Genomic DNA, 22594 nt, shown 5'->3' on the forward strand with positions numbered 1-22594 from the left:
GTGTTTGTGGAAAGAATGGAAAACCCCGAAAACAAGAATTCGGAAACTCAGAGGATTAGGGGTTCCAAGCCATAAGGCACTCGAATGGGGCAATACACGCAAGAAATATTGGCGGATTGTCCGCAGTCCCATTCTACACAAAAACCTCGACAACTCCTATTGGAAGCGTCGAGGGTTAAGAAGTCTATTCGAAAGATATCAAGAGCTACGTCAAACTTAATTGAACCGCCGTATACCGAACGGTACGTACGGTGGTGTGAGAGGTCGGGGGTTAGTCACCCCCTCCTACTCGATTCTTTGAATTATATGCTTTTTTAAAACACAATATGTTAACCATATTTATTATTTGGTTGACTTTTAATATGAGTATAGAATATTATTTTAATTGATTTAATCAATATTTATGATGAGGGAATGAAAAAAATGAAACTTAAAGAAATTACCTTTATAGCATTGTTTGCTGCTTTTATGGGGGCTCTAGGTATTGTTCCACCTATTACTCTTTCGTTTACACCTGTACCTATTACATTGCAAACACTAGGTGTTCTCCTTGCAGGGGGAGTATTAGGAGCAAGATTAGGAGCGATGAGCCAAATTGTCTTTTTACTGTTAGTTGCTGCTGGTGTACCTCTTTTATCGGGAGGCAGAGGCGGATTAAGTGTGTTTGTTGGACCGAGTGTTGGTTACTTAATTTCTTGGCCCATTACAGCATTTGTTATTGGATATCTATTATCGTTTATAGCAAATGTAAAACTACATCATGTTTTATTAATTAATCTAACAGTTGGAATCCTACTTATCTATTTAATTGGTATACCCGTTCAGGCATTGATTATGCACATTTCACTATTAGATGCTGTAAAAATAAGTTTAGTTTACATTCCTGGGGATGTTTTAAAAGCAGTACTAGCTTCCATTTTAGTTTACAGACTAAGAAAGCACCCAGTATTCTCAAGTTCACTAGCAACGATTTATCCCAATAAATGTAACTAGAAAATATTAAATTTAAAAGAGACAAATTGATGTGTCTTTTTTATAGAGGGGATATTGATGGATAATATAACTGAATCTTACGAATATTTCGCTAAAATTTTCCCGAATAAAATAGCCATCCATACTGATCATCAACAAATTAATTATAAAAATTGGAGTGAATTGGTCAATCAAACGGCAAATTGGCTCAACTCACTGCATTCAGAAAATAAAATAATAGGAATCCATTTGCCTAATGGAATTCCTTTCCTACAACTCTTTGCAGGGGCTGCTAAGGCAGGATGGATTGCAGTTCCATTAGATTTGAAATGGAAAACCATTGAGTTAGAAGAGAGAGTAAAAATTTGCAATCCGTCAATCATTGTCACAACAAAAGAAATTTTCTATCGGAATAAACATATTATTCCAAATTTAAAGAGTTTGGATGACATTTTACAGGAAATCTCCCAGTTTGAAGTCAATATAATTAGGGATACTCAAGAAGATTTACCTTTTTACATAGGATTTACATCTGGTACAACTGGAAAACCAAAGGCATTTGTTCGCTCCCAGAATTCATGGCTGGCGAGCTTTGAGTGTAACCGTATTGATTTCGAATTAAATGAATTGGATCATGTTTTCATTCCTGGAGCTTTAATTCACTCCCATTTTCTTTATGGAGCCATTAGCACTTTATATTTAGGGGGGACTGTCTATCTATTAGACAAATTTTCACCGATTAAGGGACATTTATGGATACAATCTTACCCCATTACAACGATGTATGTCGTTCCAACCATGCTAGAAGCCTTTCAGAAACAAGGAATTCTAATCAATGAACCGATAAAAGTTCTTTCATCGGGTGCAAAGTGGTATGAAAGGTTGAAATTGGAGATTCGTAATCATTTCCCCAATATGACCATGTATGAGTTTTATGGGGCTAGTGAATTGAGTTTTATTACTGTACTTTCTGAAAGAGATGGAATCAAGAAGGCTGCATCTGTTGGGAAGTCTTGTTCTGGCGTAGAGGTACAAATTCGACTAAAAGATCAAAGATTAGCAAGGCCCAATGAGATTGGAAAGGTCTATGTAAGGAGTGGACTGATAATAACCGGATATATGGATTCTGATGGAAGGACTGTTCATTCGATTCGGGATGAAGAAGGATGGGCTACTGTCCATGATATGGGATATTTTGACGAAGATGGCTATTTATATATTACAGGCCGTGAACAAAATATGATTTTATATGGCGGAATTAATATTTTTCCTGAAGAAATAGAAAAAGTGATTTCTATGCATCCGGACGTTGAGGAGGTTGCCGTAATAGGTTTACCAGATTCGTATTGGGGTCAGGTTGTGACTGCTGTAGTAAAAGGGAAAGGAAGTTCATTAGAGTTAAAAAGACTATGTAATAAGTATTTATCTTCTTATAAAATTCCCCGCAAATGGTTTTTTCTATCTGAAATGCCATATACAACGAGTGGAAAGATTGCTCGTGCTGAGCTAAAAAAACAATTGGAAAGAAAGGTGACCAGTAATTAAAAGAGCAGTCATTGTCCTAGCGAAACGTACACCAATTGGAAAAGTAAAAGGAATATTACGAGATATTCAGCCGCATGAACTTGTCGCTCCACTCCTCCAGTATTTAGCGAATAGATTGGAAGATAAGATAAATGACATTATTTTGGGGAATGTTGTTGGACCAGGTGGAAATATAGCTAGGGTCGCTGCATTGGAAGCAGGATTACCTCTTTCTGTAACAGGACTTACCATTGATCGTCAATGCAGTGCGGGATTAGAAGCCATTCGAATGGCCTGTTACTATATCCAAGGCGGAGCCGGCTGTTGTTATATTGCTGGTGGTGTAGAAAGTGCGAGTACTTCTCCATTTCCATCCAGAGCAAGATTCTCACCTGAACAAATTGGCGACCCTGATATGGGTGTTGCCGCGGAAAATGTAGCAGAAAAATATTCTATATCAAAAGAATTACAGGATAGATACGCACTTTTAAGTTACGAGCGCACTTGGGAGGCGTACGAAAAGGGGTATTTTACTCAAGAAATCATTCCGATTAAGGAAAACCACCAGGATGAAGAATTACTTAGAAAAAGAAAGCTGGAAACTCTACTAAAAAGGGCGAAACCAATATTTAAAAAAAACGGTACAGTTACTGCAGCGAACAGTTGCGGTATTCATGACGGTGCTTCAGCTGTTCTTGTCATGGAAGAAAAAGTAGCTTTAAAACTTGGTTACCAGCCTATCCTGAGATTTTTGGACAGTGAAGTCTCAGCTGTACATCCTAATTATCCCGGGGAAGCCCCTATTCCAGCTATCCAAACCTTATTAAAAAGAAACTTGTTAACCGTTGCTGATATAGATTTAATTGAAATTAATGAAGCATTTTCTTCGAAGATAGTCGCCTGTATGAAAGAACTTTCTATTCCTTGTGACAAAATAAATGTTCACGGAGGAGCTTTAACGTTAGGACATCCTTATGGGGCTTCAGGAAGTATTTTGATCACCAGGCTTTTCTATGAAGTCCAAAGACGAAAGAATGCTAAATATGTACTAGCGGCACTGGGCAGTGCTGGAGGAATCGGAGAAGCAGTCCTATTCGAGGTGGCAACATGAAATTGAAGGAATTTAAAGTGAGCTTTACCCAAGAAGATGTGAGACGATTTGTCCAATTGATTGGTGATCAAAATGCTATCTATCAGTGTCCTGAAAGGGTCCAAGGTTATCATTTCGAAAAAACCCCTCTTCCTCCAACCATGCCAATGATAGCTTATAAATGGCTTGAAATCCCATGGGAACTTCAACAGCCTATTATTCATCGAAAACAGAAATGCACTCAACATCAAAGAATGTATATAGATGAGATCTATAGGGCAATAGTGGAAGTGACAGAACCATTTCAACGTCAAAATTTTACTTTTATTAAACAAACTCTTTATTTATATAATGATGAAGGACAACTTTGTTTTGAAGGAGAATCAGATTTGATTTTGGAAGGTTTAACATGAAAAATTTTACCTTTAATATTACCGAAGAAGAGGTTGAACAATATGCCATAATTTCAGGTGATAACAATCCCGTTCATTTAGATATAGAAGTGGCAAAACAACAAGGGTTTTCAAATAAAATTGCCCATGGGATGTTAACAGTGGCTAAAGTGTTAGGGATAGTTTCAAACGAAATTCTCGCTCCACAAGAGTGGGTGTATAAGTATGAATTTACATTTACCTCACCAGTATATTTGGGAGATCAAATAACTTTGAATATAAAACAATTGGATAATAAAATTAGAGTAGAAGGAAAATGCAGGAAAAGAGTAGTCATAAAAGGATGGTTGATAGTAACTAGATGAAATCCCCGATGAACATAAAAAACAACTGACAAATCGTGCAATCATATGGGATCGCACGATTTTTTTGATAATGGGGAAATTAAAAGCTATATAGTTTTGTTAAATAAGGTGAATCTTATTTTGATATGTTACGGAGAACCGTACCATAAATAGAGAAGTTTTTTATATTCATTTACTTGAAACAAACCATTACTAAACAGGGTTTTTTTATTTTTTTCAAATATTATCGTGTGGCCTATGAATAAATTTTGTTGACTTTAATGAAAAGTGTGTGTAAAGTGGTAATTGAATTAAATAGGAATTAAAAGGAAGACACTAGGGGAGCCTTTTTTGGCTGAGACGGGAATATCCCGGACCCTTTGAACCTGATCTAGTTCATACTAGCGTAGGAAAGTGGAGTCCGTGCATGAGTATATGTATACATGGGTATATTTATACATTGTATATTTATATTTATTCTGCCGCTCCATTTTTGGAGCGGTTTTTTTGTTTCACTTTAAAGCTGCTTCCAAACTAGCGTCTTCCGATTACAACTAACTAAGGAGGAAATCGGTATGAGTTTTTCTGCAGAACTAAGAAAAGAAGCAAATCCTATTTTTAATGCTATTTTTGAGCATCCTTTTGTTCAAGGTATTGCAAATGGAGATTTGAAGAAGGAGCAATTAATTCATTATGTAAAACAAGATTTTGAGTATTTAAGTTCCTTTATACGAATCTATGGAATTGCTATTTCAAAGTGTGAAAATCGAGAAGATATGGAAATGTTTAATAAGCAAATTTCCTTTATCTTAAACAGTGAAACACATCCTCATAATAACTTTTGTCAAGTTGCAGGTGTTTCCTACGAGGAGTTACAGGGATTTCCTTTGGCTCCCTCTGCCCATCAATACATTCGTCATATGCTAACGGTTGCTCATGAAGGAACATTGGGAGAAATTATCGCTGTATTATTACCATGCCCGTGGACCTATTGGGAAATTGGAAAACGACTATTAAAAGAAGTAAATCCAGACCGCTCTCATCCATTTTATGAATGGATCAATTTCTATGGCAATCGTACGGATTCCATTACAACCAAATTTTGTGAGCGCCTCGATGAATGGGCAAAGGATGCGACAAGCAAAGAAAAAGAAAAAATGAAGGAACATTTCTTACTTAGCTGTCAGCTAGAATATATGTTTTGGGATATGGCTTATAAACTTGAAGAATGGCCTGTAAAAATGGAGGTAGTACCTTCATGACTTGGAAAATGAAAGAAGTGGTTCTAGCCGTTATTTTATCAGTAATTTGCGGTGTGATTTATTTAGGATGGTCTACACTGTGGGTTCCTATTTCTTCTCTGGTAGGTCCTGTCGGTGCTGGTTTCATGTTTGGCATTTGGGTAATTGCCAGCCCTATTGTTGCCTACATTATCCGTAAACCAGGTGCTGCATTTGTAGCAGAAGTTGCGGCAGCAGCAGTGGAATTATTAACGGGAAGCCATTTTGGCTTATCTGCCTTGTTAATAGGGGTTTTTCAAGGGATTGGTTCTGAAATTGCTTTTGCCATATTCAGATACAAGCGGTACAACCTTCTAACCTTAATGCTATCTGGTGCCTTGGCGGCCGTTTTTGCAATGATTTATAACTTGTTGGCAAATGGTTTTGGATACTACTCTACAGGGGTATTTTTAACGACATTAGGGATTCATGTTATAAGCGGCATCATTCTTGGCGGTTGGTTAGCAAAGGTAGTGGTGGACGCACTGACCAAAACAGGTGTATTAGAACAATATGCAATTATGAAAGAAAGAAGAAAAAAGGGAGACATCAATGGACATGTTTCTGGGCTGTAAAGATCTTTCTGTCCGCTTTTATAACCGTTCTGAAAAAATACTTAAAAATATAACGCTATCCATCCATAAAGGGGAAAAGGTATTAATACTTGGGCCTAGCGGGAGTGGGAAATCAACTTTGATCTCCACTCTTGCTGGGATCATTCCGGAGCATATGGAGGCAGAAGTTACAGGACAAGTATTTCTACGAGAAAATGTGGGTGTTATGTTTCAAGATCCTGATTCTCAATTTTGTATGCTTCATGTGGATGAAGAGATAGCTTTTAGCCTTGAGAACCGCTCCATTCCTCGAAATGAAATGGATGAAATCATTTCAGATTTGATGAATCATGTAGGTTTAAAAATAGATAAGAAAACCTCCATTGAAACATTATCAGGTGGTATGAAACAAAGACTGGCTTTGGCTTGTTTACTAGCTTTGGAACCAGAAGTGTTGTTTTTTGATGAACCAACAGCTCAGTTAGACCCTGCTGGAAGAAAAGAAATATTTGAGTTATTACATAACCTATCTCAAAAGACCAATCAAACGATGGTATTTGTCGAACATGTTTTAGACGGCTGTATTGAATGGATGGACCGGGTCATTATGATCAATGAGGGCGGAAGAGTAATTGGAAATGGGAATCCAGAGGAAATTCTCCGTCATTTTAATAACGAAATGAAAGATGCAGGAATTTGGCGGCCGAAGCTTTTTCCGAACAAGTGGAGCGAAGTTATTGAAAACCCCTCTCATCCATTATCTATTAAATTATCAAAAGAGCTAGAAACAAAGTGTCAAGTTAAAACAAGAGAATACGGAAATGAGAATCCGATCATTTATACAGAAGATTTGGAAATAGGCTATGGAAAGAAGTCAATTGTAAAAGATATTAACCTAGTGATAGGTAAAGGGGAATGGATTTCGATTGTTGGAGAAAACGGAAGTGGAAAAAGCACTTTGCTGAAAAGCTTAATTGGCTTGGAGCCAATAAATAAAGGGAAAATATACATTCAAGGTAAAGAATTAAAGAAATGGTCCGATCGTGAATTGTTTGAAAGAGCAGGTTTTGTCTTTCAAAATCCAGAACTTCAATTTTTAGCAGACACAGTATTTGAGGAAATTGCTTTTGGCGGACGGCAGAGAAATTGGCCGAAAGAGTCCATTCATGCCAAAACAAAAAAACTGTTACAGGAGTTTGGTTTGGAAGCCTATCAGAACGAACATCCTTTAACTCTTAGTTTGGGACAAAAACGGCGGTTGAGTGTGGCAACCATGTTATTGTTTGATCAAGTGTTATTAATGCTTGATGAACCAACATTTGGTCAAGATGAAAAAACAGCAAGTGAATTAATTAAAAAACTAAAAGAAAGACAGGAACACGGAACAACGATCATGATGGTCACTCACGATATGGATTTGGTAGATAATTATTCAGATCAAGTCTTGCTTTTAAATAAAGGAAAAGTAGTTTATCAGGGAACGCCATATGGTTTATTTTCTGACGAGGCTATTTTACGGGAAACTAAGATCATACCACCCCTTCATTATCAGCTAATGCATGCACGAAGGGAGCGAGTATTAGTATGAAAGCAAATACTTCATTCTTAGCTACTCTAAATCCCTCCTGTAAGTTGTTTGCCCATTTATTCGTTATGTTTCTTTTAATGAGTATTACGAATACGAAAGTGACTTTCTTCATATGGATTTTAGCTGTACTTATTGGCATTTTTTTAGGCGGATGGAGAATCACGTATTTTTTAAAAAGGTTATTACCTTATTTTGGATTTTTTGTTCTAATTTTTTGGATGATGGCTGCTTTTGGGGAAGGCCAGGAAACTATTTGGCAATGGGCATGGTTCCATATTACGAAAGAAAGCTTGAATCACGGCCTGACGATTGCTTTACGGATGTTAGCGTTTGTTACATATGGATTATTATTTACTTCTACAACCGACTTAACATTGTTCATTATGAGTTTAATCCATCAATGTAAACTTTCACCTAAATGGGCATATGGACTATTAGCCGGGCTGCGCTTTATCCCCTTATTCCAATCTGAACTTAACCAAATGAAGACTGCTCATAAAGTTAGAGGATACAAGGAAAAAAATGGGTGGAAAGCTTTTAAAAGGTATGCGTTGCCGTTATTTACACATGGAATCAGGAAATCTGAAAGAATAGCAATTGCGATGGAAGCACGTGGTTTTAATGGGAATAAGGATAGAACCTATTACCGAACCACTAAAATTGCATCAAGAGACTGGGCTTATTTACTTTCTTTAGTATCTGTTGTTATAGGAATGACTTTTTTATAATTAAGCATTCAATAATAAAAAAATTGTCGATGATATAGGTGTGGTGAATCAGAATCCAACAGTATTTCACACAAACTATTAAATATTATGATCGAAACAGATAAGACAGGTACTGTCCTGTCTTTTTTGTTATATACTTATTTAGGTTATTTAGATAAATACCCTTTTTCATTACGATCTTTCTTATTAGCGTTATAAATCAAACGTAGGGATATAAACATTAATACAATTGCAATTATTCGATGGTAGTCCAATGAAATTTGAATGCTACCAAACCAGCCAAAGTGGTCAGTCAACAATCCCATAGAAAGTTGGCCAATAATGGCTGAGAGATTCGTTGCAATGACTCCGATTTTAGGTACTGCAAGTATGGTTAGAAATAAGTATCCTACTCCAAACCAAACCGCACTTAATTGCCACTTTGGTGCCTCAAAAATAGTTAATAGGTTACCACTTCCAAAAAATAAAACGACGATAAAAAGTATCATTGCTCCTGTAATAAAAGTTAAAAATGCACTTTCTAACGTACCGGCTTTGCTACTGAATGAACCGTTAATAGAAGATTGAGCACTTAACACAATCCCACCAATGAGGGAAGAAAGTAATATAATAATTGACATAATAATCCCTCCTTAATAGATTAAAACTAAGGAAACAATCATTAATGCAACAGCAATGATTTTTTCCTTTTTCACTTTAATTTTTGGACTACCTAACCAGCCTTTATGTTCAATAATCATACTCATCACCATTTGTCCAACTACAACACTACTCATTGCTAATCCAACTCCTACAATTGGAATACCAATAACGAGAATAGTTAGATAAATAACGCCTAGCAGTCCCCCTGATAATTGCCACTTTGGTGCTTTAAACGTATAAGACAGAGAACCTTTCCCCAAAAAAAGAAGAGCAATTCCTAGAATAATCGATCCGACCGCAAAGTTATATAAACTGCTTTCTAATTTTCCAATGGATTCCCCCAATTCCGCATATATCGTTCCTTCTATACTTAATGTGACACCGGCTAATAATGCGATTATATAAAATAGAATATTTTTCAAGCATAATCCCTCCATTCATATCTTTAATTTGAGACATTCCTTATCTAATAAAAATCTAACATGTAAGTAGGAGACTGATTATGGTTATTATCAGTCTCCCAAAAGTTAACCTAATTTTTCTATTACTGCTTTTGTAACAGCCAATGTAGATTGAGGGTTTTGCCCTGTAATTAAATTGCCATCCACTTCGAAGTGAGTAGACCAGTTTGGAGCAGCCACAAAAATAGCCCCTAATTCGCGAATTTTGCTTTCCAAAAGGAATGGAAGTTGATCCCTAAGTCCCGTATCAGCCTCTTCTCTATCTGTAAAAGCATTAACGCGTTTACCGGCAACAAGAGGTCGACCGTTAGATAATGTAGCTCCTACTAAACCAGCAGGACCATGGCAAACAGCAGCAACAATCTTACCTTCCTCAAAAAAGTCCCGTAATAATTCCTGAAGTTTTTTATTATTAGGAAGGTCAAACATTGTACCATGCCCCCCTGGTAGAAAAATTGCATCAAATTCTTGAGAAGATAGTGCATCTAACTTGATAGTGTTCTGTAAATACTTTTCAGTATCTAAAATCTCTTGAGGAGTATTTTCATTTGCACTAGCTGGATCAACTGTACTTTTTCCTCCTTGGGGACTTGCAACTGTAATTTGGTACCCTTCTTTCGAAAATTCTATATACGCCTCTGCAAATTCTGATAACCAAACACCTGTTTGTTTACCATTACTAAGTTCTTTATGATTAGTAACAACCATTAAAATCTTTTTTGTCATAAGGTTTTACCTCCATGAAAATGATTTTTGTTACATTGGTTATTTTAAGTCCAGATTAACTATAAAACAAATTATATTTTTATGGGTTATATATAAATATATTTATATCAAACGGGAAGGTTACACTTTGCATCATTTTGATAAATGAATGCATGTTAAGAAAATAAAAGAAGTCATCCAGTATATACTGAATGACTATATATTGAATAATTAGTTATTTTTTCATTGAAAGTGTATCTACTATTTTATTGATTTCTGGCAAATGTTTATTTTTTGTTTTATATGCAATATATAATTTGTTGCTTACTTTTAACTCCTTAAATAATACTTTTGATTTTGCTTCTTGCATTGAATTTACTAGAATAAAAGTCGGAATTAGACTGATTCCCATTCCACTTTCTATAGCTTTTAAAATAAGGTGTAAATTAGGAATAATATGAACTGGTTTAATAATTGGCCGTTTTTTAAAGTGTTCTCTCCATAGCCTTCTAATAATTGGTAAATCTAATCCGTAACTAATCCATTTTTGAGATAAAAGCCATTCTTCCTTAGACTTTAAATCTATATTCTCTGGTATTTGTAAGTGATAAGGTGCAACAATTACGAACTCCTCTTCACATAAAAACAAGTATTCAATTTCGGGTGATTGATACTTTTGTGAAGTAATAATGATATCTACTTTATCTTCCTTTAATAGTTCAAGTAATTGGTCGGCAGTTCCAAAATGTGAAACAGTACATGTATTAAATTTGTTAAGTTTTGAAAGGATATTTTCATAATAGTATTCAATTGCAGAGCCGATTCTTATAATGGATAGAGCAGGAGAAGAGGTAGAGTGAAAACTTAAACTAGTCACTTCTAATGACTCAATAAGCGGGGCTACTTGTGAATATAACTCCTTTCCTCTTTCCGTGGGCACCATTTTTCTAGAAGTTCTAGTAAATAAAGGTTCGCCAACTTCTGATTCTAATGAGGCTAAGTGTTGACTCAATGCAGGTTGTGTCATAATTCGGGCTTTGGCCGCTTCGGATACTGAATTGTACTTATATATATAAATGAAACTCCTATACCATTCAAGATCTATCATCAAATCACCTCTTATACTAGGCTAAAATTAGCAGTCTTATCGATAAGAATAGTCTTTCCTATATTAAAGCATAATTTTCCCTTATTAAATGTACAAATGTAAGGAATCATCTTATATGGACATCTGAAAAATTGATCATGATTCATTGAACACTAAATGTCATTTCATAAATAGGGATGGGAAAAGTTCTTATAGAAATGGAGTTTAAGAGGAATTCTGGATGGTTTTGAAGGTAGAAGTGAGTTTAATGGGAAATTAAAAGATAATTTAAAATTTATGGTATCAAGCTTAAAAAAGCTATAGGCTAATCATCGTGTCCTTCGCATCCAGCTCTAGGGCTGCTGGTGCACTGCATACCTTGATTTTAATCCCGTCGTGTCTGTTGGCAGGGTGTTTTTGGCCCTTTGACCTTATGCCTAAAGTTGTTCAACGAATTGCTCAATTTATGCCGCAACACTGGGTGCTTAATACAATAAGCCAATTACAGCTTGGACATTCTTTTGGTAGCATTTACATTAATTTAATGATTCTACCAGAATTTACAGCAGTATTTTTCTTATTTTCCATTTATAAATTTGGACGGAATAACGATGTTCGCAATTTTGCTTAAAAAAGTTAGTAGATAATAATTTTTATATTTATATAAAAATGCTGCAGGAACCTTAACATTTATAGGTGCAGTTTTTACAATACTCTCCGTGAACAATAAAGAAGTTTTTAGAAAACAGTAATCAGTTACAACCGTGAAAGGTTTAAAAAAACAGTGTCTGTTCTCAATGCGTTATAGAATTACATCATTGGGAGCAGGCACTGACTTCATATTTTTAAATTTAAAACCTTCTAGGGAATTGTTTCACAATGGCAATCGTGAGAGTGTCTGCCATTTCTAAGGCGTTCGCTTCAATTTTATCAAATACGTTGATACTAGCGTTAAAATTACTTTGGAGAATGAATAATACCTCTTGTATAGTAAGTTCCAGGTGTTCGAAAAACATTTCTCTGAATTTTATTTCTGATATAAAAGGATTTATTGTACTTAGGAATTTGGAAATTTCTGCTCCATTTGCGTACCAACGTTTTTCTGCATCTGCTACAGCATTTTGATTGCCTGCTTTTGCAGCTTGGACTAATTCAGCAGCAATAACCAGATGATTCCTGATTAAGTTGCTGAACCTTTCAGCAATTCTATTTCCATAGAAAGGTGCTAGTAAATTCCCCATATCTGTAGCGTTTCGGAGAAGTCGTGCGGTAACAGCGTCGAAATCAGGTAAATTAAAGGCTATGCTATTGATTGTCATTCTTGTCCAATACACGTGTTGTTCCCAGGTTAAACGCATAGCATTACTTAAACGAACTTCCTGTTCACTAATACAAGAACCTTTGAACCAAGTTCTTTTCATGGTTCCTCCCCCACAATCTAAAATCATTCCAGTATATTCAGATTTTAAAAAAATTGTTTCTACTTATTCATAATTTGTAATCATTGATTTTAACTAAAGATACGAAGGTGGGTTTCAAGGCAGCTTCTCAATAAGGAAATTTTAAAAAAATGATAAATATTGTGGGTGAGGGGAACTATATTAAAATTGATGATCAATTAAATTTGAATTCGTTATCGATTATTTTTAAATTTATTCTTAGGAGTTGATTATTCATGACTTTTAGACTTACCCCCTGTATTGTAATGAATGGAACGCAAAAGAGGCTGTTCATTTTTATGAAAAGGTCTTGGATGCCAAAATCCTAAATATTCAAACTTACGGAGAGATGTCAGTACCTTGCCCAGAGGCATTAAAGGAACGTGTAGCAAACGCGATGCTACAAATTGGAGAAAGTAAACTCATGTTATTTGATGCTCCAAATATATCTGTTCCAGACGGTAATACAGAGCAAGTACATAATATACAACATAATAAAAATGCAGTTGTAACCATAAATATTTCAATAAATGACGTGAGAAGAACAAAGAAAATCTTTGAAATCTTGCAGCAAGAGGGTAAGGTAAGAAGTTCCATTTAGCCCTGCATTTGGTACTGTAATGGACAAGTTTGGTGTAACTTTTATTCTTGTTACACAATTATAAAACTAAGTAATAGTGTGCTTATTTTCCTTATTGTCTGGATAATTATATCTACCAAGTTATTGTATTACTATCTTAAATTTTGAATGTTTAATTTGATTAACAAATCTTTTCCTTCATTATTCTATAAATGAATACATTTATAAAAAAGCATTGGACAGATAAGGAACAAATTTTATTAAATATTCTAGAAGAATTTGAGTTTGGACTAGAGGTCATCTTGTTAGGATTAAAGGTAAAACTAAGGGATAGACTTAGTAATTTACAATAATAACCATAAGGGCAGGTCTTTTGTTTCGTTTTTATTGAAATAACAGGTCTGCCCATGTGTTTTTCTATGTTATTTCCTAGCAATTGGGAGCTTACTAGGACAGATGGCATTTTTTATATTAACTGATAAGGTTGATCTTACAAGAACGTGTACAGGCCGTTATGGATTGATGAAATGTACTAGACTTTAATTTAGCAAACTATTGTTGAATAAGTCTTTAGAAGTAGGATAGAAGGTACTTCAAAACGTGAAAGACAAATGAAAAAGTATAAATAAGACCAAAATAATGAAAAAGGCGTGAGAAGCTAAACCAGAATACACGCCATTTTTTAATGCTAAATTCTTTTCACTACAAAAAAAAGAGTGTATCCTTTTCCATGGAACAGATGTTTAATCATTGAGCATTGCGTTATTTTTTTTTATAAAATCAAGTATAATTTATTCGTCATGAATTCATAGAAATTAAATGGGTTTATTTGGAATCCGTTTTTAAAAGGGAGGATGAGATACATGTCAGAAGAATATCGCTCTCGTATAGAGCGAAGAAGAATACAAGAACAGCAGAAAAATGCTTCAAAGGGTCAAAAGGGCAAGAAGCAGGGAAAGAGCGTATGGAAAAAAATCTTCTTTATTTGTTTGACTCTAGGCCTTGTTATGATTTTAGCTGGGATTGGTGCATTTGCATGGATTATTAAAGATGCACCAAAGTTTGATGAAACGTTATTAAAAGACCCATTATCATCGGAAATATATGCAGCCGATGAGAAAACTTTAATTGCCGAAGTGGGTAAAGAAAAGCGTGATGATATTACCATTGATCAAATACCGGATGTTCTCAAAAATGCAGTGTTGGCTACAGAAGATGCTCGTTTTTACGAACATCACGGAATTGATGTGAAACGGACACTTGTTGCCGTTTTCACGAATATCACAGCTGGCACTTCTCAAGGTGGAAGTACGATCACACAGCAAATTGTGAAAAATTCCTTCCTATCGCCAGAAAAGACGCTAACTCGAAAAGTGCAAGAATGGTATTTGTCCATTCAATTAGAACGACGTTTTTCAAAAGATCAAATTCTGGAAATGTATTTTAATAAGAATTTGTATGGAAGTGACGTTTATGGTGTAGCAAAAGCCGCCGAACGATTCTTCGGTTTAAAGGCGGATGAGCTAGATAAATTGACACTTGAACAGGCTGCCCTCCTAGCAGGAATTCCGCAAAGTCCGAATAACTATATTCCGACTGTGGAAAGTAATCTTGAAAGGGCAGAAAAACGAAGAAATATGGTTCTCCAATATATGAACCGACACGGCTATATTTCCAAAGAGGTAATGGAAAAAGCACAAAGTACACCGATTGAAGATACGTTAAATATTCAACAAAAACAAGGAAATAAATATCAAGCATTTGTTGACACAGTCATTGAGGAAGTTCAAAACAAAACAGGTTCAAACATATTTGAAGACGGATTAAAAATCTATACAACAATCGATCCGGAAATCCAGCAAATAACGGAGAAAGCCCTATCCACTAATGAGTATATTAATTATCCGGATAATGAGAGACTGCAGTCAGCAGTTGTCATTTTGGATACTCAGACAGGCGCTATCAAAGCAATTGGTGGTGGAAGACATTATCAAACTGGTGGTTATAATTATGCCACCAAGATTAAACGTCATCCTGGTTCGACAATAAAACCTATTCTTGATTATGGCCCAGCCATTGAAAAATTTAAGTGGTCGACAGGACATATCTTAAAAGATGAACCGTACCAGTATTCAAATGGAACTCCAATTCGTAATGCTAGCCGTTCTTATGTTGGAAATAGAACCATAAGGGATCATTTGGCATGGTCTCGCAATATACCGGCTTTAAAAGCCTATCAAGAAGTAGGAGCCGATTATGCGACAAATTTTGCCAATAATCTTGGATTCCCAATTACAGATGAACAAAAAGCAAATGAATCAAATGCCATTGGTGCAATAGATGCAGCCTCTCCACTAATTATGGCGGGTGCATATGCCGCATTTGGAAATGGTGGTTATTATATAGAGCCATATACGGTTACAAAAGTTATTTATCCTGATGGAACTGAAAAGGATTTGGCTTCAAGTAAAAAGAAAGTAATGGAGGATTATACAGCTTTCCTCATAACAGATATGTTGCGTACGGTTGTTGATTCTGGTACAGGGAAATTGGCTAATATTTCTGGTATTGATTTAGCTGGTAAAACGGGAACTACCAGCTTCGATAAATCGGCTATTGCGAAATATGGTTTGCCGAATAATGCAACACGTGATGCCTGGTTTGTTGGTTATACGCCGCAATACACCGGTGCGGTTTGGACAGGGTACACCACAACAAAATCGTCAGATGATTATTTAGGAAAACAAAGTGCAGACTTTTCTAAGTTGGTATTTAAGGCCATTATGTCTAGGATAAGTACTAGCAAGGAAACGTTTAAACAACCTAACAGTGTTGCCAAATCTGGAAATGAATATTATGTAAAAGGTGGAGAAAAACCGAAGCCACCAAAACCTGATAAACCAACTGGTTTGCAAGCAGTTTATGATGAAGCTTCGAACAGCATACTATTAACTTGGAATTACAATTCTGAAAATGAAACAACCTTTGAAATTTCTTATACTGTGGATGGAAAAACAATGAGCCTGTCATCAACGGGTGATAGAAAAGCAGTACTGCAAAACCCAGAGAAAGGAAAAACCTATATATTCAATGTAGCTGCTATTAGGGAAGGCGTTAAAAGTGATGCAGCATCTGCTTCCATAACCGTTCAAGGGCCGGATGAAAAATTAAAAAGTCCTGTTGGGTTGCATGCTAAATATGATAAAAATTCGAATCAAATTTTTATCAGTTGGAAACATCCTAATGCCAATGCACAAAATGTAAGCTATATCGTCACTTATACGATAAATGGAAATACTCAAACCTTAACGACGACGACAGATACAAATGCAACGTTAAGTAATCCGCAACCAGGGCAAAAATATGTCATTACGGTCGTGGCATCCAATAATGCAGGAACGAGTGAACCAACTTCAACTGCTGTTACAGTAGATGGAATAGAGAATCCTAACAACAACAATAATAATGGGAATGCTGGAGAAACAAAACCAGGGAAAGGAAATGTAAATCAAAACCAAAACGAAAACCAACATCAAAACCAACATCAAAACCAAAATCAAAATCAGAACCCGAATCAATAATAGTGTGATAAGTGAAGGAGACTGTTTTTTAAAACAGTCTCCTTTTTTTCCTAACAAAGGAATCCTCAAATACTAAGCGTTAGGATGACTAATAACTGTTTTTATAGTCAAAAAAAGTGCTAAATAAAAAATAATTTAGTAGTTTATAATTGTCAGATTATAGAAGAAATTTAAAACTATAAAAAAATATAATAGATTATGGTATTATTATAATTGAAACAGAAAGTGTTCCTGAATACCGCCTGGCTATAGGTAATACCTAAGCAAGGGCGCCTACTCTTTTTTGCAAATATAGGGATAAGGATGGTTATCATGAGCAGCATACGGACAAAGACGGATGTTATCTTAATTGGTGCCGGAATCATGAGCGCAACTTTAGGATCTTTACTGAAAGAGTTAGCACCGGAATGGGAAATTACAGTATTCGAGAAACTAGAAAATGCAGGAGAAGAAAGCTCGAATGAGTGGAATAATGCAGGGACGGGCCATGCTGCATTGTGCGAGCTTAACTATACATCCGAAAAAGCGGACGGATCTATAGATATTACGAAAGCGATAAAAATTAATGAACAATTTCAGCTTTCAAGACAGTTTTGGGCTTATCTTGTAAATAGTAAGGTGATACGTAATCCCCAAGACTTCATTAGGCCTATTCCACATATGAGTCTTGTACAAGGAGAAGAAAATGTAAGATTTTTGAAAAAAAGATTTGAAGCGCTATCAAAACATCCACAGTTTCAAGAAATGGAATTTACCGACGACCATGAAAAACTGACAGAATGGGTTCCTTTAATCATGGAAGGTCGTAAACTGAATGAACCGATAGCAGCAACAAAAATGGACTCAGGAACGGATGTTAACTTCGGCGCATTAACACGCATGTTGTTTGACCACTTAAAGAGTAAAAATGTTGATATTCGATTTAAACATCAAGTAGAGGATATTAAACGCACTGAAGATGGCTTATGGGAATTGAAAGTATGGAATATCGAAAGCGGTGCCATTGAACGCCACGCAGCTAAATTTGTATTTATTGGCGGGGGTGGCGGAAGTCTTCCTTTACTCCAAAAAACTGGCATACCTGAGTCTAAACATATTGGTGGATTCCCGGTTAGCGGTTTATTTATGGTATGCAACAATCCGAAAGTGGCAGAACAGCATCATGCAAAAGTATACGGTAAAGCAAAGGTTGGTGCCCCTCCGATGTCAGTGCCACATCTTGATACAAGATATATTGATAACAGAAAAACATTGTTGTTTGGACCTTTTGCTGGCTTTTCACCAAAATTCTTAAAAAATGGATCAAATTGGGATTTGTTAGCTTCTGTCAAGCCAAATAATGTATTAACCATGTTGGCTGCAGGTGTAAAAGAATTAGCCCTGACCAAATACTTGATTCAACAGGTTATGCTATCGGATGAAAAACGCATGGAAGAATTACGTGAATTTATTCCGACAGCAAAAGCAGAGGATTGGGATATTGTGGTAGCAGGACAACGGGTACAAGTAATTAAAGATACCGAGAGTGGTGGTAAAGGAACACTACAATTTGGTACGGAAGTGGTGAGTGCCGCTGATGGCTCGATTGCCGCATTGCTTGGCGCTTCTCCAGGTGCCTCTACTGCTGTACACGTAATGTTAGAGGTATTAGAAAAATGCTTCCCACAACATATGATAGAGTGGGAGTCAAAAATAAAAGAAATGATCCCTTCTTATGGTATTTCATTATCAGAAAACCAGAAGCTTTTTGAAGAAATTCATAACTCAACAGCCCAGACGCTTGGATTAGTTGAAAAAGAACTAGTCTATAGTTAATATTTTTGATGGATAAGATTTATCTTTTATAAAAAATTAATCAGCTGGACAAGATATTTCAAAAATATGTCCAGCTGATTGTCTTAGATTTTCACAAATAACAATTTACTAAAAGAGTTCTTGCAATAGGATAAATTCTTTTATTCTACAATTTTTAGTGTAAGTTTCATTGCCTTATGATCATCTTCAGCCCCACAAACAGTCGAACAAATTAATTCGTATTCCCCTGTTTTTTCAGCAGTAAATTCAACAGGTGCATCTGCTTTCAGATCAATCCCTAATTCTTCATTACTTATGGTATGAATACCTTCTTCGTTAATTAAGTTTAATTTAACCTTTGAACCTTTTTTTATTGTCAACTCTTTATCTGAAGAAAACTCCCAATTCTTTGCTGTAATTGTAAACTCCTCTACTCCTGAGGTAGAAGCAGTTTCCACTGTTTTTTCACTGGATTTTTTTGTATTTGCTGCTTCCTCTGTTCCCCCACACGCTGCTAAACCAAATGTTAAAGCACCTGATAATAAAAGGAATCCAAGCTTTTTCATGGCATACAGTCTCCTTTATATAAGTGAATTTTATAACTGGCAAAACAGAAATCTGTTTTCTACAGTCATTTTAGGGAAAAGAGAAATTGAGTTCCTTGACTTAGGTCAAGTTTATTAGAAAAGCGGAAGCACCCTGGTCAGCGGCGTATGGCCTCCTCCCAAAAGCTATCGCTTTCGGTCGTGCGATGTTTGAGCTAGACCATTCTCGTAGGTGAAAATCTTATAAAAAAGAAGCAGGTCGCTGCTTCTTTCCTTGTTCCTTATTAATAAACAATTACTGGTTGGTAAACACTTAAATTGTCATATACTTGTTTCATAATATTAGGCTGGACGTTCACACAGCCGCCCGATCCAGCTGTCAGATAGGCATTACTTGACCAGTTTGTCCGCCAGCTGGCGTCGTGGAATCCTTGTCCACTGTTAGTAAACGGAGCCCAGTAATTGACTTCGATCTCATATGCCGAACTGCCCGCTCTGCTCCCTTTAAGGACGTATGGAGACCGTTTATAAAGGATATACCACACACCTTTTGATGTATCCTCCCCTGTGTCATGCCGACCCGTCACCACATTCGTTGTGAGGACCATTTTCCCGTTTTTATAGAGCCAAATCCGTTGTTCGGAAATGGATACTTCCGCATATGTATCACCAATACCATTGTTTGTTAATGTTTCATATCCATAACCTTCACCTTTCCAACCGTGGCCAACAATATTCGTTGCAGAAAGTGACTTTTTCCCTTTTTCAAAGGCTTCATGAATCAATGCAGTCTCTTTTTCTACATCGAGTGCCCAGCCGTATCCTTGTCCCTTTACAGATATGACTTTTCCTGAATGAGTTTTAAAGGTGAAATTTTTATCTAGAGTGGATTGTACATCATTGATTTCTTCAATTTTATTTTTTATATTACTTTCTTTGATTATGATCTTCATATCTTTGGAAACCGTAGCACTCTTGATAAATTTGTTTGCCTTAAATGTATAAACTTTATCCTGTACTTTATATTCCAAGGTACGCCCAAGTAGTTCTTTCAGCTTTTTCTTTTGATTTTTGACAATCTCACTATCTTCTTTAACTGGTTGAATGTAAACAGGATTCAGATGAATTTCACTTGTATATTTTTGCTTATCATAGTCTTTTAATAGACGAGCAATGTCATATTGCTTCCCATTACTACTTTTCGTTACGACAATTTTCCCTTGTTGCCAATGAGCTTGTGCATCTTGTGGTGCTTTTAAAGTTTTATTTATGGCAACAAGCTTTTCTTCCAACTCTTTTTTTAGCGTCTGACTGCGATAGTAATCTGTTTCGCTTGACATTAACGAATAGTTTTTTGCTTTTGTTGAAGGAAAGAAAGTCCGTTGCTTTTGTAATATTTTTTTTACTGCTGGTAGATCCTTGTCGGTGATATTCATTTTTGTGTCTTTTCCATCTAGTATTTTTTGTTCGCCAATGAAAACGACATTTTTTAATACTGATTTTTGCAATTTTTGTAATGCTTGTTCAGCCGTTAGTCCACCAACATTTATACCATTAATCTTAGTATTTGCATTAAAATGTGTGCCCTGGTAATAACTAATTGCAGCAAATAGAAGTACAAGGGAAATGAGTCCCATCCACTTCCAGTTTTTATACCATTTAAGGGACTTAACTCGTTGTTTCTTTATTTTTTCCTTTGATTCTTGTAAGGTATTTGCCATGTAATAACCCCCTGAATACCTTTATGCTTTTTCCTTCCAATATAAGAAAATTGTTTGGAACATAAGGTTTCCTCTTACATATTACTACTAATTTACTAGATATAATAGTAAGAACTATGTGGGATTTAATTTTTTTAACTGTAGAATACAGAAAGCCCAAATGAGGAGATTTATACTCTTCATTTGGGCTTTTGAACTGTTGAACGTTATACTTTTTAAACAAATAAGCTTAGTAAAAGGATAAAGACTAGACCGGCAACGGAGATAATCGTTTCTAATAGTGTCCATGTAGCAAAAGTTTCTTTCATGTTTAGGCCGAAATACTCTTTAAACATCCAGAAACCGGCATCATTGACATGGGAGGCAATTAAGCTTCCTGCCCCTGTTGCAAGTACAACTAATGCAAGATTCACGTCCGTTTGTCCTAACATTGGGATTACCAGACCAGCAGTGGTCAAGGCTGCAACGGTGGCAGATCCTAAAGATATACGTAAAATGGCGGCAATTAACCACGCAAGCAGGATTGGTGACATATTTGTATCTTTGAATAACTCAGCAACATAGTCACCGACACCGCCGTTAATTAATACTTGTTTGAAGGCACCGCCGCCCCCAATGATTAAAAGCATCATCCCAATATGTAAGATGGCAGTGGTACAGGAATCCATAATATCCTTCATTGGAATTTTTCTTGCCAATCCCATCGTATAGATAGCAACAAGTAAAGAGATCAACATGGAAGTACCAGCATCACCAATAAAACGGATAGCTGCCAGAAAACCATTATCATCAAACCCCATCGTTTTTTGAATCAGTGTAATAATGGTTGCAATCGACATTAAAATAACTGGAAGGATGGCAGTAAATACACTGATCCCAAAACTAGGTGTGTCTTCAAGTTTGAATACCTTTTGTTCGCCTAAAGAGGCAATGTTTCCTGTTTTATGGAAGGAATCTGGTACTAGTTTTTTAGCTAATTTTGTAAAGATAGGTCCGGCTAATAATACCGTAGGAATGGCGATAATAAAACCATACAGTAAAACTTCCCCAATGTTTGCACCATATTCGCCCGCAATAACCGTTGGTCCCGGGTGTGGTGGAAGGAAACCATGTGTGACAGATAAGGCAGCTGTCATCGGAATACCAAGATAGAGGATGGAAACCTTTAATTCTCTTGAAATAGCAAAGACAATTGGAATTAATAATACTAGTCCTACTTCAAAGAATAAGGCGACCCCGATAATGAATGAAGCAACAACAACGGCCCATTGAATGTTTTTTTCACCGAACTTGTTCACGAGGGTCATGGCAATCCGTTGTGCGCCTCCCGCGTCGGCAATTAATTTACCAAGCATGGCTCCAAGCCCAAATATTAATGCGAGGTGGCCAAGTGTTCCACCTAATCCTGCTTCAATGGTTTTAACAATTTCTTCAAGAGGCATTCCGAGTGCCAATGCTACCCCGAATGATACAATGATTAATGAAATAAAAGTGTTTAATTTGAAACCCATGATAAGAATGAGCAAAGCTATAATTCCAATTGCGACAATAAATAAAGGCATCGATT

21 protein-coding genes, 1 pseudogene and 1 riboswitch are annotated in these 22594 nt (G+C 36.0%); of the genes and pseudogenes, 14 read left to right on the forward strand and 8 right to left on the reverse strand.

All coding sequences use genetic code 11. The features are described from left to right. The 10 genes and pseudogenes from GZA11_RS16445 to GZA11_RS04850 all read left to right on the forward strand — a co-directional run. Window positions 1-220 (forward strand): annotated as a pseudogene (locus GZA11_RS16445) (group II intron reverse transcriptase/maturase); the annotation flags it as partial. A 203-nt stretch (window positions 221-423) separates the two neighbouring features. After that, the gene (locus tag GZA11_RS04810; protein WP_163183105.1) at window positions 424-993 is read left to right on the forward strand and encodes a biotin transporter BioY; all 570 of its coding nucleotides are present in this window, start codon (window positions 424-426) and stop codon (window positions 991-993) included. A gap of 57 nt (window positions 994-1050) precedes the next feature. Then, complete coding sequence (locus GZA11_RS04815; RefSeq protein ID WP_163183106.1) at window positions 1051-2517, forward strand: AMP-binding protein; 1467 nt, start codon at window positions 1051-1053, stop codon at window positions 2515-2517. Then, window positions 2513-3607 carry an acetyl-CoA C-acyltransferase gene (locus GZA11_RS04820; protein ID WP_163183152.1) on the forward strand — a complete coding sequence of 365 codons (1095 nt, stop codon included), beginning with the start codon at window positions 2513-2515 and terminating at the stop codon, window positions 3605-3607. The genes GZA11_RS04815 and GZA11_RS04820 overlap by 5 nt, the downstream gene beginning before the upstream one ends. Beyond that, entirely contained in the window at window positions 3604-3999 is a 396-nt protein-coding gene (locus tag GZA11_RS04825; RefSeq protein ID WP_038538044.1) for a MaoC family dehydratase, read from the forward strand. The genes GZA11_RS04820 and GZA11_RS04825 overlap by 4 nt, the downstream gene beginning before the upstream one ends. Further along, a complete protein-coding gene (locus tag GZA11_RS04830) occupies window positions 3996-4343 on the forward strand; it encodes a MaoC/PaaZ C-terminal domain-containing protein (RefSeq protein ID WP_051968238.1) in 348 nt (115 codons plus the stop codon). The genes GZA11_RS04825 and GZA11_RS04830 overlap by 4 nt, the downstream gene beginning before the upstream one ends. Window positions 4344-4650: 307 nt before the next feature. Continuing rightward, window positions 4651-4752, forward strand: a riboswitch (TPP riboswitch). Window positions 4753-4897: 145 nt separating this feature from the next. Continuing rightward, window positions 4898-5584 (forward strand): thiaminase II, encoded by a 687-nt coding sequence (gene tenA, locus GZA11_RS04835; protein WP_038538041.1) that lies wholly within the window; start codon window positions 4898-4900, stop codon window positions 5582-5584. Further along, on the forward strand, window positions 5581-6177 hold the full coding sequence (locus GZA11_RS04840) for an ECF transporter S component (RefSeq protein ID WP_163183107.1): 597 nt from the start codon (window positions 5581-5583) through the stop codon (window positions 6175-6177). The genes tenA and GZA11_RS04840 overlap by 4 nt, the downstream gene beginning before the upstream one ends. Next, complete coding sequence (locus tag GZA11_RS04845) at window positions 6155-7744, forward strand: ABC transporter ATP-binding protein (protein WP_163183108.1); 1590 nt, start codon at window positions 6155-6157, stop codon at window positions 7742-7744. Before GZA11_RS04840 ends, GZA11_RS04845 begins: the two co-directional genes overlap by 23 nt. Continuing rightward, window positions 7741-8472 carry an energy-coupling factor transporter transmembrane component T family protein gene (locus tag GZA11_RS04850; protein ID WP_163183109.1) on the forward strand — a complete coding sequence of 244 codons (732 nt, stop codon included), beginning with the start codon at window positions 7741-7743 and terminating at the stop codon, window positions 8470-8472. Before GZA11_RS04845 ends, GZA11_RS04850 begins: the two co-directional genes overlap by 4 nt. A gap of 146 nt (window positions 8473-8618) precedes the next feature. On the opposite strand, the gene GZA11_RS04855 is transcribed toward GZA11_RS04850, so the two are convergent. The 4 genes from GZA11_RS04855 to GZA11_RS04870 all read right to left on the reverse strand — a co-directional run bounded on the left by GZA11_RS04855 (window position 8619) and on the right by GZA11_RS04870 (window position 11388). Continuing rightward, window positions 8619-9092 (reverse strand): DMT family transporter, encoded by a 474-nt coding sequence (locus GZA11_RS04855; protein WP_163183110.1) that lies wholly within the window; start codon window positions 9090-9092, stop codon window positions 8619-8621. Between the two features lie 12 nt (window positions 9093-9104). Next, window positions 9105-9536 carry a DMT family transporter gene (locus GZA11_RS04860; protein ID WP_235924874.1) on the reverse strand — a complete coding sequence of 144 codons (432 nt, stop codon included), beginning with the start codon at window positions 9534-9536 and terminating at the stop codon, window positions 9105-9107. 105 nt (window positions 9537-9641) lie between these two features. Beyond that, complete coding sequence (locus tag GZA11_RS04865) at window positions 9642-10301, reverse strand: type 1 glutamine amidotransferase domain-containing protein (RefSeq protein WP_163183112.1); 660 nt, start codon at window positions 10299-10301, stop codon at window positions 9642-9644. Window positions 10302-10515: 214 nt separating this feature from the next. Further along, complete coding sequence (locus tag GZA11_RS04870; RefSeq protein ID WP_163183113.1) at window positions 10516-11388, reverse strand: LysR family transcriptional regulator; 873 nt, start codon at window positions 11386-11388, stop codon at window positions 10516-10518. Window positions 11389-11701: 313 nt separating this feature from the next. Here GZA11_RS04870 and GZA11_RS17025 point away from each other — a divergent pair, with 313 nt between their 5' ends. Then, window positions 11702-11998, forward strand: a complete 297-nt coding sequence (locus tag GZA11_RS17025; RefSeq protein WP_158332813.1) for an ABC transporter permease — start codon at window positions 11702-11704, stop codon at window positions 11996-11998. Window positions 11999-12218: 220 nt separating this feature from the next. Here GZA11_RS17025 and GZA11_RS04880 read toward each other — a convergent pair whose 3' ends face one another. Further along, a complete protein-coding gene (locus GZA11_RS04880; protein ID WP_235924876.1) occupies window positions 12219-12788 on the reverse strand; it encodes an acetylglutamate kinase in 570 nt (189 codons plus the stop codon). 328 nt (window positions 12789-13116) lie between these two features. Here GZA11_RS04880 and GZA11_RS04885 point away from each other — a divergent pair, with 328 nt between their 5' ends. From GZA11_RS04885 to GZA11_RS04895, 3 genes are all read left to right on the forward strand, one after another. Then, the gene (locus GZA11_RS04885) at window positions 13117-13407 is read left to right on the forward strand and encodes a VOC family protein (protein ID WP_051968235.1); all 291 of its coding nucleotides are present in this window, start codon (window positions 13117-13119) and stop codon (window positions 13405-13407) included. Between the two features lie 842 nt (window positions 13408-14249). Next, window positions 14250-16967 (forward strand): PBP1A family penicillin-binding protein, encoded by a 2718-nt coding sequence (locus GZA11_RS04890; protein WP_163183114.1) that lies wholly within the window; start codon window positions 14250-14252, stop codon window positions 16965-16967. 312 nt (window positions 16968-17279) lie between these two features. Next, window positions 17280-18782: a malate:quinone oxidoreductase gene (locus GZA11_RS04895; protein WP_163183115.1), complete on the forward strand. Its 1503-nt coding sequence runs from the start codon at window positions 17280-17282 to the stop codon at window positions 18780-18782. A gap of 140 nt (window positions 18783-18922) precedes the next feature. Here GZA11_RS04895 and GZA11_RS04900 read toward each other — a convergent pair whose 3' ends face one another. From GZA11_RS04900 to GZA11_RS04910, 3 genes are all read right to left on the reverse strand, one after another. After that, window positions 18923-19327 carry a cytochrome c oxidase subunit II gene (locus GZA11_RS04900; RefSeq protein WP_163183116.1) on the reverse strand — a complete coding sequence of 135 codons (405 nt, stop codon included), beginning with the start codon at window positions 19325-19327 and terminating at the stop codon, window positions 18923-18925. Between the two features lie 263 nt (window positions 19328-19590). Beyond that, window positions 19591-21027, reverse strand: coding sequence for a L,D-transpeptidase (locus GZA11_RS04905; RefSeq protein WP_163183117.1), 1437 nt, complete (start codon window positions 21025-21027; stop codon window positions 19591-19593). A gap of 215 nt (window positions 21028-21242) precedes the next feature. Further along, on the reverse strand, window positions 21243-22589 hold the full coding sequence (locus tag GZA11_RS04910; RefSeq protein ID WP_163183118.1) for a GntP family permease: 1347 nt from the start codon (window positions 22587-22589) through the stop codon (window positions 21243-21245). Window positions 22590-22594 lie beyond the last annotated feature (5 nt).

This window comes from Neobacillus sedimentimangrovi, from assembly GCF_010614825.1.
GTDB lineage: Bacteria > Bacillota > Bacilli > Bacillales > Cytobacillaceae > Neobacillus > Neobacillus thermocopriae.